The organism is Pseudomonas alcaligenes, assembly GCF_041729615.1.
Classification (GTDB): Bacteria; Pseudomonadota; Gammaproteobacteria; order Pseudomonadales; family Pseudomonadaceae; genus Aquipseudomonas; species Aquipseudomonas alcaligenes_B.
On the sequence record NZ_CP154874.1, the window covers coordinates 1,261,391 to 1,274,236 of the forward strand.

A 12,846-nucleotide genomic window follows, 5' to 3' on the forward strand; every position below is an offset into this window, starting at 1 on the left:
GAGAAACACCCGATACGAAAACTGTACAAATAATTTGACTTGTACAAGTTAATTCCTAAGATAGGAATATCTGTACAAAGAGCAAAACCTGTACAAGTTTACGAACGGGAGGAGCCATGACGAGCAAGCTCAAGCTGGGCATCAGCGCCTGCCTGCTGGGGGCCGAGGTACGCTACAACGGCGGCCACAAGGAATCGCGCCTGTGCAGCCGGGTGCTGGCCGAGCATTTCGACTTCGTCCCGTTGTGCCCGGAAGTGGCCATCGGCCTGGGCACCCCGCGCGAGCCCATCCGCCTGGTCGGCGACCCGCAGGCGCCGCGCGCCCTTGGCACGGTCAACCGCGAGCGCGACGTGACCCAGGCCCTGCACGACTACGGCACGCGCATGGCCGGCGAACTGGACGACATCAGCGGCTACATCTTCATGCACAAGTCGCCTTCCTGCGGCATGGAGCGGGTCAAGGTCTACCAGGACAACGGCTACCCGGCCGATGGCGGCGCCAGCGGCATCTTCGCCGCCGCCTTCACCCGTCTGCGCCCGGACCTGCCGGTGGAAGAAGACGGCCGCCTCAACGACCCGGTGCTGCGCGAGAACTTCCTCACCCGCGTGTTCGCCTACGCCGAGTGGCAGCGTCTGCTGCACGCCGGCCTGACGCGCAAGGCGATCATCGACTTCCATGCCCGCTACAAGTACCAGCTGATGGCCAACAACCCGCTGCAGTACAAGGCCCTCGGCCGCCTGCTCGCCGACCTGGGCAGGCACGACCCGCTGGAGTTCGGCCCGCACTACTTCAGCCAGCTGATGGCGGCATTGAAGAAGTGCGCCACTCGCGGCACCCACAGCAACGTGCTGCAGCACCTCTCCGGCTACCTCAAGCAGGCCCTGAGCAGCGAGGAGAAGGAAGAGATGCAGCAGCTGATCACCCAGTACCGCAGCGGCATCATTCCCCTGGTGGTGCCGCTGACCCTGCTCAAGCACCATTTCCGCCGTCATCCGGATCGCTACGTGGCGCGCCAGGCCTACCTGCAGCCGCATCCGGAAAACCTCAGCCTGCGCAACGCCCTATGAGCACGGCCGGCGACGACTACCAGGCCGCCCTCGCCCAGGGCTACCTGCCGATCCGCGAAGTGGCGCGCAGCACCGGGGTCAACCCGGTCACCCTGCGCGCCTGGGAGCGCCGCTACGGGCTGATCGTGCCGCACCGCACGCCCAAGGGCCACCGCCTGTACTCGCAGGACCACGTGGTGCGCATCCAGGCCATCCTCACCTGGCTGGCGCGCGGCGTGGCGGTCGGCCAGGTCAAGGAACTGCTGGAACAGCGTCCGCTGGCGCAACACAGCGGCGCCAGCCCCTGGGATGCACTGCGCCAGGAGCTGCTGCAGAGCATCGAGCAGCAGGCCGAGCGCACGCTGGACGAACAGTTCAACCGCGCCCTGGCCCTCTACCCGCCGCGCACCCTGTGCCAGCAATTGCTGCTGCCGCTGCTGGCCGACCTGCAGCAGCGCTGGCAGGGCGCACCGTTCGGCGCCCAGCTGGAGCGGGTGTTTTTCCATTCCTGGCTGCGCAGCAAGCTCGGCGCCCGCCTCTACCACAGCAATCGCCAGCAGGGCGGTGCGCCGCTGCTGCTGGTCAACCTCTCCAGTCTGCCGCTGGAGCCCGAGCTGTGGCTGTGCGCCTGGCTGGCCAGCAGCGCCGGCTGCCCGGTGGAGGTGTTCGACTGGCCCATGCCGCTGGGCGAGCTGGCCCTGGCCTGCGAACGCATCGCCCCGCGTGCCCTGCTGCTGTACTCCAGCCACAGCCTCGACGCGCAGCTGCTGCAACGCGAGCTGCCGCGCCTCAACAGTCATTTCCCGGCGCCGCTGCTGCTGGCCGGCCCGGCGGCGCGCATCCATGCCGACGAGGTGCGCATGCTGCCTGGCCTGCACCTGGCGGACGACCCGCTGAGCGCCGAACAGCTGCTGAAGCAGCAGGAGTTGTTGTGAAACATCAATTGATCTGGCTGCGCAGCGACCTGCGCGTACAGGACAACAGCGCGCTCGCCGCCGCCATGGCCGCCGGCCCGACCCTGGCCGTCTACCTGATCAGCCCCGAACAGTGGCGCGAGCATGATGACGCACCGGCCAAGGTGGACTTCTGGCTGCGCAACCTGGCCGAGCTGCAGCAGCAACTGGCCCGTCTCAACGTGCCGCTGCTGGTGCGCCTGGCTGCGCACTGGCGCGACGCCCCCGAGGTGCTCGCCGCCCTGTGCCGCAGCCACGATGTCGGTACCGTCTGGGTCAACGAGGAGTACGGCATCCACGAGAGCCGCCGCGACCAGGCCGTGGCCCGGGCACTGCAACCCCTGGGCGTGGCCTTCCGGCAGTGTCTCGACCAGTTGTTCTTCCGCCCGGGCAGCGTGCTGACCCAGGCCGGTAACTATTTCCAGGTCTACAGCCAGTTCCGCAAGGCCTGCTATCGCCTGCTGCACAGCGCCCTGCCAGCCCTGGTGGCGGCGCCGCAGGCGCAGGCACCTCTGGCGATTGCCGGTGATCCGCTACCGCTGGCGGTGGACGGCTTCGCCACGCCCACGCCGGCCCTGCGCGCGCTCTGGCCAGCCGGCGAGGACGCCGCCCAACAACGCCTGGCCGAGTTCGCCGAGCAGCGCATGGCCTGGTACCAGGAGCAGCGCGACTTCCCTGCCATCGACGGCACCAGCCAGCTGTCACCCTACCTCGCCGCCGGCGTGATCTCGCCGCGCCAGTGCCTGCACGCCGCCCTGCGCAGCAACCAGGGCGAGTTCGACAGCGGCAACCCGGGCGCGGTCTGCTGGATCAACGAACTGCTGTGGCGCGAGTTCTACAAGCACATCCTGGTCGGCTACCCGCGGGTATCGCGGCACCGCGCCTTCCGCCCGGAGACCGAGGCCGTGCCGTGGCGCGATGCGCCCGGGGACCTGGAAGCCTGGCAGCAGGGCCGCACCGGCATCCCCATCGTCGATGCGGCGATGCGCCAGCTGCTGGCCACCGGCTGGATGCACAACCGCCTGCGCATGGTGGTGGCGATGTTCTTCACCAAGAACCTGCTGCTCGACTGGCGCCTGGGCGAACGCTTCTTCATGCAGCACCTGATCGACGGCGACCTGGCCGCCAACAACGGCGGCTGGCAGTGGAGCGCCTCCACCGGCACCGACGCGGCACCCTACTTCCGCATCTTCAACCCGATCAGCCAGTCGCAGAAGTTCGACCCGGATGGCCGTTTCATCCGCACCTGGGTGCCGGAACTGGCCGGGCTGAACAAGCGCGACATCCATGATCCGTCGGCAATGGGCGGCTTGTTCGGCATCGCCGACTACCCGCGCCCGATCGTCGACCTGGCGCGCTCGCGCGAGCGCGCCCTGCAGGCCTTCAAGAACCTGCCGTCGCTGGAGGTGGCCGATGTCTGAGTTCCTGCGGCGCTTCGCCACCGAGTTCGCCGCGCTCGACGCCAGCAACCTGCAGCGCCTGGGCCAGCTGTACAGCGACGACGTGCTGTTCCGCGACCCGCTGCACGAGGTGCGCGGACTGCCAGCGCTGCAGCGCTACTTCGCCGAGCTGTATGCCAATGTCGGCCGCCTCGAGTTTGACTTCCACGGCTTCGACCAGGTGTGCGACGGCGAAGGCTACCTGCGCTGGACTATGCACTTTCGCCACCCGCGCCTGCGTGGCGGCGCGCGCATCAGCGTGGATGGCTGCTCGCACCTGCTGTGGTGGGACAAGGTCTACCAGCACCGCGACTATTTCGACGCCGGTGCCATGCTCTACGAACACCTGCCGCTGATGGGCGGCGTCATCGCCTGGCTGAAAAGGAGGTTGGCATGAGCAGACGCATCTGGTTGACCGGCGCCAGCAGTGGCATCGGCGCCGCCCTGGCCGAAGTCCTGCTGCAAGAGGGGCATCGCCTGGCCCTCAGCGCACGCAATGCCGGCGCCCTGCATGCACTGGCCGAGCGCTATCCCGGCCAGGTGCTGCAGGCGCCCGGCGACCTGACCGACCCCGAGCAGGTGCATGCCATTGGCCAGCGCATCAGCGAGCACTGGGGCGCGCTGGACCAGGCCATCCTCAACGCTGGCACCTGCGAATACGTGGAGGTCAGCGCCTTCGAAGCGGCCATGGTCGAGCGGGTGATGCGCGCCAACCTGTTCTCCGCCGCCCTCTGCGTGGAAGCCGCCCTGCCGCTGCTGCGCCGCGGCGAGCGCCCGCACCTGGTGGCGGTGTCCAGCTCGGTGACCTTCCTGCCGCTGCCGCGCGCCGAGGCCTATGGCGCCTCCAAGGCCGCCATGCGCTACCTGTTCGAGGCGCTGCGCGTCGACCTGGCCGCCGAAGGCATCGCCGTCACCCTGGTCAGCCCCGGCTTCGTCGACACACCGCTGACACAGAAAAACGACTTCCCCATGCCCATGCGCTGGCCAGTGGAAAAGGCCGCGCGGCACATCGCCACGAAACTGCAGCGGCGGCCTTACGAAATCGCCTTCCCCGGCCCCTTCATCGCCATCCTGCTGCTGCTCGCGCACCTGCCCAAGGGCCTGCAGCTGGCCATCGGCAAACGACTCTCCCGCACGGAATCGCACTCATGAAAATCGCCATCGTCGGCAGCGGCATCGCCGGCCTGACCAGCGCCTACCTGCTCAACCGCAAGCACGAGATCAGCCTGTTCGAGGCCGGCGACTGGATCGGCGGCCACACCCACACGGTGGATGTCGAGGTGCAGGGCCAGCGCTATGCGATAGACACCGGCTTCATCGTGTTCAACGACTGGACCTACCCCAACTTCATCCGCCTGCTGGACCAGCTCGGCGTCGCCTCGCAGCCCACCGAGATGAGCTTCTCGGTGCACGACCCGGTCAGCGGCAGCGAGTACAACGGCAACAACCTCAACAGCCTCTTCGCCCAGCGCAGCAACCTGCTGCGTCCGGCCTTCTGGGGCATGCTGCGCGACATCCTGCGCTTCAACCGCGAGGCGCTGTTCGACCTCGCCGAACAGCACATCCCGGCCGACATGACCCTCGGCGCCTACCTGGACTCGCGCGGCTACGGCCAGCGCTTCATCGATCACTACATAGTGCCGATGGGCGCGGCGATCTGGTCCATGTCGCTGGCCGACATGCTGGCCTTTCCCCTGCAGTTCTTCGTGCGCTTCTTCAAGAACCACGGCCTGCTGTCGGTCAGCGATCGCCCGCAATGGCGGGTGATCTGCGGCGGTTCGCGCAGCTACGTGGCGCCGCTGACCGCCAGCTTCGCCGAACGCATCCGCCTGAACTGCCCGGTGCAGCGCGTGGAGCGCGACGACGCCGGCGTGCTGCTGCACAGCCCGGCCGGCGTCGAGCGCTTCGACAAGGTGATCTTCGCCTGCCACAGCGACCAGGCCCTGGCCCTGCTGGCGCAGCCCAGCGAGGCCGAGCAGCAGGTCCTCGGCGCCTTGCGCTATGCCGACAACGACGTGGTGCTGCACACCGACACCCGCCTGCTGCCGCAGCGCCGCCTGGCCTGGGCCAGCTGGAACTACCGCCTCGGCGGTCCGGTCGACCAGCCGGCGGCGGTGACCTACAACATGAACATCCTGCAGGGCATCCGCAGCGACACCACCTTCTGTGTCAGCCTCAACCAGACCGCGGCCATCGACCCGTCCAAGATTCTCGGCCGCTACCGCTACGCCCACCCGCAGTACAGCCTGGCCGGCATCGCCGCGCAGGCGCGCTGGGAAGAACTGTGCGGCGTGCAGCACACCTACTACTGCGGCGCCTACTGGGCCAACGGCTTCCACGAGGACGGCGTGACCAGCGCGCTGCGTGTGGCCCGCGCCTTCGGGGAAGAACTGTGAACAGCGCCCTGTACCAGGGCTGGGTCGGGCATCGCCGGCATCTGCCGCGCGGCCATGCCTTCCGCTACCGCATGGGCATGCTCTACCTCGACCTGGCCGAGCAGGATGCCGTACTCGCCCTGTCGCCGCTGGCCGGGCGCTCGCGCTGGGCGCCCTTCGCCTTCCGCGAGAGCGATTTCCTGCCGCAGCTCACCGGCCGCGGCATGCGCCTGGCCGATGCCGTGCGCCAGCGCGTCGGCGAGGCCCTGGGCCAGGCGCCGCGCGGGCGCATCTGCCTGCTGAGCCAGCCGCGCAGCTGGGGCCTGGCCTTCAACCCGGCCAGCTTCTTCTACTGCTTCGACGAGCAGGAGCGCCTGCAGGCGATCCTCTGCGAGGTCAGCAACACGCCCTGGCGCGAGCGCTACCACTACGTGCTGCCGGCCAACGCCGAGGGCGAGTCGCGCCACCGTGTGGCCAAGAGCTTCCATGTCTCGCCCTTCCTGCCGCGCGAACTGGAATACCGCATGCGCTACTCGCCCCCCGGCGAACGCCTGCACATCCACATGGAGGACTGGCAGGGCGCGGACAAGCTGTTCGAGGCCGGCCTCGGCCTGAGCCGCATTGAGCTCAGCCGCGCCAGCCTGCACCGCCACCTGCTGGCCTTCCCCTGGATGACCGCCAAGACCCTGCTCGGCATCTACTGGCAGGCCCTGCGCCTGCTGCTCAAACGCACCCCGATCTTTTCCCATCGTGCCGCGGACGGTGAATACCGCACCGCCCATCTGGAGCCCCGCCATGAAGAGTCCTGACCTTACTTCCGCGAAAACCAGCGTGCGCGCCGGCAATGGCGTCGGCGCCGGCCTGCTCAAGCGCGCCGTGCTGCGCCAACTCGGCCAGCTGCGCCACGGCCAGCTGGCAATCGTCGAGGACGGCGAACGGCAGACCTTCGGCCAGGCCGGCTCGCCGCTGCACGCGGAAATCCACGTGCAGGACGCCGCCGTCTGGGCCATGGTCGCCGGCAACGGCTCGATCGGCGCCGGCGAGGCCTACATCCACGGCTACTGGACCACCCCGGACCTGACCGCGGTGATCCGCGTGTTCGTCAGCAACCTCGACGTGCTGGACGGCATGGAGCGCGGCCTGGCCAGGCTCGGCCGGCCCCTGCTGCAGGGCCTGCACTGGCTCAACCGCAACACCCGCAAGGGTTCGCGCAAGAACATCGCCGCCCACTACGACCTCGGCAACGCGCTGTTCGAGCAGTTCCTCGACCCCACCATGATGTACTCGGCGGCCATGTTCGGCAGCGAACAGGACAGCCTGGAGCAGGCCCAGCTGAACAAGCTCGAACGCATCTGCCAGAAGCTCGACCTCAGGGCCGACGACCACCTGCTGGAGATCGGCACCGGCTGGGGCAGCATGGCCATCTATGCGGCCAGCCACTACGGCTGCCGGGTGACCACCACCACCCTGTCGCGCGAACAGTACGAGTACACCCGCCAGCGCATCGAGCAGCTGGGCCTGCAGGAGCGCATCACCCTGCTGCTGGAGGACTACCGCGACCTGCAGGGCCAGTACGACAAGCTGGTGTCGATCGAGATGATCGAGGCAGTCGGCCATCGCTTCCTGCCCACCTACTTCAAGCAATGCGCGCGCCTGCTCAAGGACGACGGGCTGATGCTGCTGCAGGCCATCACCATCCGCGACCAGCGCTACGAGCAGGCGCGCAAGTCAGTGGACTTCATCCAGCGCTACATCTTCCCCGGCGGCGCCCTGCCCTCGGTGAACAAGATGCTGGAGATCGTCAGCCGCGACACCGACCTCAACCTGCACCACATGGAGGACTTCGGCCTGCACTACGCGCGCACCCTGCGCCTGTGGCACGACAACCTGCGCCGCGCCCGCCACCGCCTGGAGCAGCTCGGCTACGACGACTACTTCTACCGCCTGTGGGAGTTCTACCTGTGCTACTGCGAGGGCGGCTTCCTCGAGCGCACCATCGGCACCGCCCAGCTGCTGCTGGCCAAGGAAGGCGCCCGCCCGGCACCGCTGCTGGGAAACTTCGGCGCCTGAGGCCCACCCCTGGCGAGGATCGGGCTATCCTCGCCGTCTCCAACCCTTCGAGAACGCCATGCAGCTGACCGCGCCCCGCTCGCTGATCCTCAATGCCCTGCTGTTCCAGATCGGCTGGTTCGCCTGTGTGTTCGGCGCCACCCGCCCCTGGCTGCTGGCCCTGGCCCTGGCCTGCCTGGCCGCACACTTCGTCTGGGTCGCCAGCTGGCGCGCCGAAGGCCGCCTGGTGGCCAGCGTAGCGCTGTTCGGCAGTGCGCTGGATACCTTCCTGCTCAACCTCGGCGTGTTCGACTTCGCCGGCGACAGCCGCCTGCTGCCGCCCTGGCTAGCCCTGCTGTGGGCGCTGTTCGCCACCAGCCTCAACCACAGCCTGGCCTGGAGCGCCCGCCCCTGGTGGCTGGGCAGCCTGCTCGGGGCCATCGCCGGGCCGCTGTCCTACCTGGGCGGCGCCAAGCTGGCCGGTGTCGGCCTGCCGCTGGGGCTGTGGCCGACCCTGCTGCTGCTCGCGGCGATCTGGGCCGGGGTGATGGTGGTGGTACATGGCTTTGCCGGAATGTATCGGGCCAAGGCGCTTTCCGAACATCGATCAGCAAACGGGCAAGCCTGAAACACAGTATCTACACTCGTTCCTACTTGACCGGTCAGACGACCACGAATTTGTCAGCAAGGAGCGGGATATGGAGTTTCTCGAAAAGCTAAATAGTCTCAGCGCAAAAGTCCGCCAGCAGGCAGCGTCGATCAAAACCGAGGAGGCCACGAAAACAGCGTTCGTCATGCCTTTCATCAATGCGGTGCTTGGTTATGACGTATTCGACCCTACTGAGGTAGTTCCCGAGTATGTCTGCGATGTCGGTACCAAGAAGGGCGAAAAGATCGATTACGCGATTCTCAAGGAAGGCATCGTTCAGATCCTTATTGAGTGCAAAAAAATTGGTGAGCCGCTTAGCCTGAACCATGCCTCGCAGCTGTTTCGCTACTTCCATGTAACCAATGCGCGCATAGCCATTCTCACCAACGGTCAGGTTTACAAGTTCTTCACTGACCTCGACGCTCCAAACAAGATGGACGAGAAGGCTTTTCTGGAGCTGGACCTGCTCGACATAGACGAGCACGTTGTCCCCGAGCTGCAGAAACTGACCAAAAGTGCGTTCGATGTCGAGTCAATCATCAACGCAGCTGGTGAGCTGAAGTATGTCAGCCAGATCAAGAAAGAAATTGCAGGTCAATTCAACAGCCCTAGCGACGAGTTCGTGAAATTTTTCGCTGCGCGGGTTTACGATGGAATTATCACGCAGAAAGTACGTGAACAGTTCGGCGAACTAACCCGCAAGGCAATGGCTCAGTTTCTCAATGACCAAATCAATGACCGCTTGAAATCCGCAATGAGTGGAGCTCCTTTGCTCCAAACAGCTCCACCCACAACCACTGAAGAGCAGAGCAAGGCTGTTGAGCCGGCGGATGATAGTGTGGTAACCACTTTGGAAGAGCTGGAAGGCTTCCATATCGTTAAAGCCATAGTACGCACCGTCGTCGATGCCAAACGCATCGTGCATCGGGACACACAGAGCTACTTTGGCATTCTGCTCGACGACAACAACCGCAAACCCATCTGTCGACTGCACTTTAATCGGAGCCTCAAGTACATCGGCATCTTCGATCAGGAGAAGAACGAAACCCGCCACCCGATCTCCTCCCTAGATGAGATTTTCGGCTTCTCCGAACAACTCAAGGCCACAGTGGGTTACTACAGCCCTCAAGCGGAATGAGTTGATGTCGTAGGTATCGGGCTTCAGGCGAGTAACTTCGCCATTGTTTCGCCCTGCTGGGCGCCTTACTTTCTTTGCCTGTGCAAAGAAAGTAAGCAAAGAAACACACCCCGGCATCCAGCCCCGCCTACGGCGGGGTTCCCTCCCTCCGGTGCCGCTCCGGGGGGCGTCACGAAGGGAAGTCCCTGTCCCTTCGCTCCTCGCTCGGCGCCCTGCCTCGCGTCCCCCTGTGCGCCCCATCCACTCGGCCTCCTGACGGGGAATCGGCACGCCTGAGACCTTTGTATTCGCCTCAGCAAAGCGCTGTCTGAAGCATATGCAGCACCACTATCGAGTCGTTCAGCTCTGGTTCAGCCAGGGTTCAGCCGGCGTTCAGCGACCTCCTCGTAACCTGTAGCCATCTTGAAGATGTCCACGAGGACCTAGCCATGCAACGCTTCCCGACCCTGCTGCTGACTGCCACCCTGAGCGCCGCCCTGCTGCTGGGCGGCTGTGCCTCCAACCTCAATGGCTCCACCTACTCGCGGGCCGATGCCCGCGCCGTGCAGACGGTGCGCCTGGGCACCGTCGAGTCCCTGCGCCCGGTGCAGATCGAGGGCACCCGCACGCCGATCGGCGCGCTGGCCGGTGCCGCGGTCGGCGGTATCGCCGGCAGCGGCATCGGTGGCGGGCGCGGCAGCACCATCGCCACCGTGCTCGGCGGCGTCGCCGGCGGCATGGCCGGGGCGGCGGCGGAGGAAGGCCTGACCCGCCGCCAGGGCGTGGAGATCACCGTGCGCGAGGACGACGGCAGCCTGCGCGCCTATGTGCAGGAGGTCGACCCGGCCCAGCCGTTGCGCCTCGGCGACCGGGTGCGTATCACCACGGTCAACGGCGCCAGCCGGGTGGTGCTGTGACAGGGCAGCGGTCGGCCGGGCAAGCGCGCGGGGACGCCCTGCCGTAGACTGCGCGGCCATGAATAGCATTCCCCACCTGCAACTTCCCGCCAGCGACCTCAGCTGCAGCAACTGCGCGGCCTGCTGCTGCCAGCTGGAGGTCATGCTGATCAGCGACACCGGCGTGCCAGAGCGCTTCATCGCCACCGACGCCTGGGGCGGCGAGGTGATGCGCCGCCTGGACGACGGCTGGTGCGCGGCGCTGGATCGCGACAACATGCGCTGCACCATCTACGAGGTGCGCCCGCTGATCTGCCGCGAGTTCGAGATGGGCTCGGCCGAGTGCCAGGACGAGCGCCGGGGGATGTCCACCATCTACCGCTGAAGTCGTCCGCCGACAAAAAAGGGAGCCCTGCGGCTCCCTTGTTCGTTGCGGCTGCGCCTCAGTGCAGTATCTGCCCGAGGAACAGCTTGGTGCGCTCGTTCTGCGGGTTGTCGAAGAAGGCGTTGGGCTCGTTCTGCTCGACGATCTCGCCACGGTCCATGAAGATCACCCGGTTCGCCACGGTGCGGGCGAAGCCCATCTCGTGGGTCACGCAAAGCATGGTCATGCCGTCCTCGGCCAGGCCGATCATGGTGTCCAGCACCTCCTTGACCATTTCCGGGTCGAGCGCCGAGGTCGGCTCGTCGAACAGCATGATCTTCGGCTTCATGCACAGCGCACGGGCAATCGCCACGCGCTGCTGCTGGCCGCCGGAGAGCTGGCCCGGGTACTTGTGCGCCTGCTCGGGGATGCGCACGCGCTCGAGGAAGTGCATGGCGATCTCTTCGGCCTTGCGCTTGGGCATCTTGCGTACCCACATCGGCGCCAGGGTGCAGTTCTGCAGCACGGTCAGGTGCGGGAACAGGTTGAAGTGCTGGAACACCATGCCCACTTCGCTGCGGATCGCCTCGATGTGCTTGAGGTCGCTGGTCAGCTCGGTGCCATCGACGACGATGCGCCCCTGCTGGTGCTCCTCCAGGCGGTTGATGCAGCGGATGGTGGTGGACTTGCCGGAGCCGGACGGGCCGCAGAGCACGATGCGCTCGCCCTGCTGCACGTCGAGGTTGATGTCCTTCAGTACATGGAACTGGCCGTACCACTTGTTCACGCCCTGCAGGCGGATGATCGGCTCGGCCGCGGCTTCTTTCTTAACTTCGGTCATGCTCTATGACTCCTAACGCTTGTGGCCGGTGTCCAGCTTGTGCTCCAGGTGCATGGAGTAGCGGGACATGCCGAAACAGAAGATCCAGAACACCAGGGCGGCGAACACGTAGCCCTCGGTGGCCATGCCCAACCAGGTCGGGTCGGTGGTGGCTTGCTTGATGCTGTTGAGCAGGTCGAACAGGCCGATGATGATCACCAGACTGGTGTCCTTGAACAGGGCGATGAAGGTGTTGACGATGCCCGGGATCACCAGCTTGAGCGCCTGCGGCAGGATCACCAGGCCCATCATCCGCCAGTAGCCCAGGCCCATGGCCGCGGCCGCCTCGTACTGGCCCTTGGGGATGGCCTGCAGGCCGCCACGCACCACTTCGGCGATGTAGGCGGACTGGAACAGGATCACCCCGATCAGCGCGCGCAGCAGCTTGTCGAAGCTCAGGCCTTCCGGCAGGAACAGCGGCAGCATCACCGAGGACATGAACAGCACGGTGATCAGCGGCACGCCGCGCCAGAACTCGATGAAGGTCACGCAGATCACCCGGATCGCCGGCATCTTCGAGCGTCGGCCGAGGGCCAGCAGGATGCCCAGCGGCAGCGCACCGGCGATGCCGACGGCGGCGATCACCAGGGTCAGCATCAGGCCGCCCCACTGGCTGGTCTCCACCTCGCTCAGGCCGAGGAAGCCACCATGCAGCAGCCAGAAGGCCAGCAGCGGGTAGGCCACCAGGAACGCCAGGCCATACAGGGCCTTGCGCGGCATCATCGGCACGAACAGCGGCGCCGCGCCGATCACCGCCAGCCACACGGTCAGATCCACGCGCCAGCGCAGCTCTTCCGGGTAGAAGCCGTACATGAACTGGCTGAAGCGCTCCTTGATGAACACCCAGCAGGCGCCCTCGCTGGTGCAGTCGGCGCGGGTGGTGCCGCTCCAGTCGGCCTGGAACAGCGCCCACTGCAGCAGCGGCGGCACTATGAGCCAGACCAGGTAGATGGCCAGCAGGGTCAGCAGGGTGTTGAACCAGTTGGAAAACAGATTGGCCCGCAGCCAGCCGATCACACCCACGCTCATGCGCGGCGGCGGCAGACTGGGACGGAATTGATGGACTTCCATGCGCTTC

14 protein-coding genes are annotated in these 12,846 nt (G+C 66.2%); 12 read left to right on the top strand and 2 right to left on the bottom strand.

Annotation, left to right across the window (positions count from 1 at the left end):
• Positions 1-116 precede the first annotated feature (116 nt).
• The 12 genes from AAG092_RS06030 to AAG092_RS06085 all read left to right on the top strand — a co-directional run bounded on the left by AAG092_RS06030 (position 117) and on the right by AAG092_RS06085 (position 10,909).
• Positions 117-1,067: a YbgA family protein gene (locus AAG092_RS06030; protein WP_373388958.1), complete on the top strand. Its 951-nt coding sequence runs from the start codon at positions 117-119 to the stop codon at positions 1,065-1,067.
• A complete protein-coding gene (locus tag AAG092_RS06035; protein ID WP_373388959.1) occupies positions 1,064-1,981 on the top strand; it encodes a MerR family transcriptional regulator in 918 nt (305 codons plus the stop codon). The genes AAG092_RS06030 and AAG092_RS06035 overlap by 4 nt, the downstream gene beginning before the upstream one ends.
• Positions 1,978-3,420 carry a deoxyribodipyrimidine photo-lyase gene (gene phrB / locus AAG092_RS06040; RefSeq protein WP_373388960.1) on the top strand — a complete coding sequence of 481 codons (1,443 nt, stop codon included), beginning with the start codon at positions 1,978-1,980 and terminating at the stop codon, positions 3,418-3,420. The genes AAG092_RS06035 and phrB overlap by 4 nt, the downstream gene beginning before the upstream one ends.
• Positions 3,413-3,835, top strand: coding sequence for a nuclear transport factor 2 family protein (locus AAG092_RS06045; RefSeq protein WP_373388961.1), 423 nt, complete (start codon positions 3,413-3,415; stop codon positions 3,833-3,835). The genes phrB and AAG092_RS06045 overlap by 8 nt, the downstream gene beginning before the upstream one ends.
• On the top strand, positions 3,832-4,590 hold the full coding sequence (locus AAG092_RS06050) for an SDR family NAD(P)-dependent oxidoreductase (protein WP_373388962.1): 759 nt from the start codon (positions 3,832-3,834) through the stop codon (positions 4,588-4,590). The genes AAG092_RS06045 and AAG092_RS06050 overlap by 4 nt, the downstream gene beginning before the upstream one ends.
• Positions 4,587-5,834, top strand: coding sequence for an NAD(P)/FAD-dependent oxidoreductase (locus tag AAG092_RS06055; protein WP_373388963.1), 1,248 nt, complete (start codon positions 4,587-4,589; stop codon positions 5,832-5,834). The genes AAG092_RS06050 and AAG092_RS06055 overlap by 4 nt, the downstream gene beginning before the upstream one ends.
• The gene (locus AAG092_RS06060) at positions 5,831-6,622 is read left to right on the top strand and encodes a DUF1365 domain-containing protein (RefSeq protein WP_373388965.1); all 792 of its coding nucleotides are present in this window, start codon (positions 5,831-5,833) and stop codon (positions 6,620-6,622) included. The genes AAG092_RS06055 and AAG092_RS06060 overlap by 4 nt, the downstream gene beginning before the upstream one ends.
• A complete protein-coding gene (locus tag AAG092_RS06065; protein WP_373388966.1) occupies positions 6,609-7,883 on the top strand; it encodes a class I SAM-dependent methyltransferase in 1,275 nt (424 codons plus the stop codon). The genes AAG092_RS06060 and AAG092_RS06065 overlap by 14 nt, the downstream gene beginning before the upstream one ends.
• Positions 7,884-7,941: 58 nt before the next feature.
• The gene (locus AAG092_RS06070; RefSeq protein ID WP_373388967.1) at positions 7,942-8,490 is read left to right on the top strand and encodes a DUF2878 domain-containing protein; all 549 of its coding nucleotides are present in this window, start codon (positions 7,942-7,944) and stop codon (positions 8,488-8,490) included.
• A 70-nt stretch (positions 8,491-8,560) separates the two neighbouring features.
• Complete coding sequence (locus tag AAG092_RS06075) at positions 8,561-9,649, top strand: type I restriction endonuclease (protein ID WP_373388968.1); 1,089 nt, start codon at positions 8,561-8,563, stop codon at positions 9,647-9,649.
• 428 nt (positions 9,650-10,077) lie between these two features.
• On the top strand, positions 10,078-10,545 hold the full coding sequence (locus tag AAG092_RS06080; RefSeq protein WP_373388969.1) for a glycine zipper 2TM domain-containing protein: 468 nt from the start codon (positions 10,078-10,080) through the stop codon (positions 10,543-10,545).
• A gap of 58 nt (positions 10,546-10,603) precedes the next feature.
• Positions 10,604-10,909 (top strand): YkgJ family cysteine cluster protein, encoded by a 306-nt coding sequence (locus AAG092_RS06085; RefSeq protein WP_110681025.1) that lies wholly within the window; start codon positions 10,604-10,606, stop codon positions 10,907-10,909.
• Between the two features lie 58 nt (positions 10,910-10,967).
• Here AAG092_RS06085 and AAG092_RS06090 read toward each other — a convergent pair whose 3' ends face one another.
• Positions 10,968-11,729 (bottom strand): amino acid ABC transporter ATP-binding protein, encoded by a 762-nt coding sequence (locus AAG092_RS06090; protein ID WP_373388970.1) that lies wholly within the window; start codon positions 11,727-11,729, stop codon positions 10,968-10,970.
• Positions 11,730-11,741: 12 nt separating this feature from the next.
• Positions 11,742-12,839 (bottom strand): amino acid ABC transporter permease, encoded by a 1,098-nt coding sequence (locus AAG092_RS06095; RefSeq protein ID WP_373388971.1) that lies wholly within the window; start codon positions 12,837-12,839, stop codon positions 11,742-11,744.
• Between the last annotated feature and the right edge of the window lie 7 nt (positions 12,840-12,846).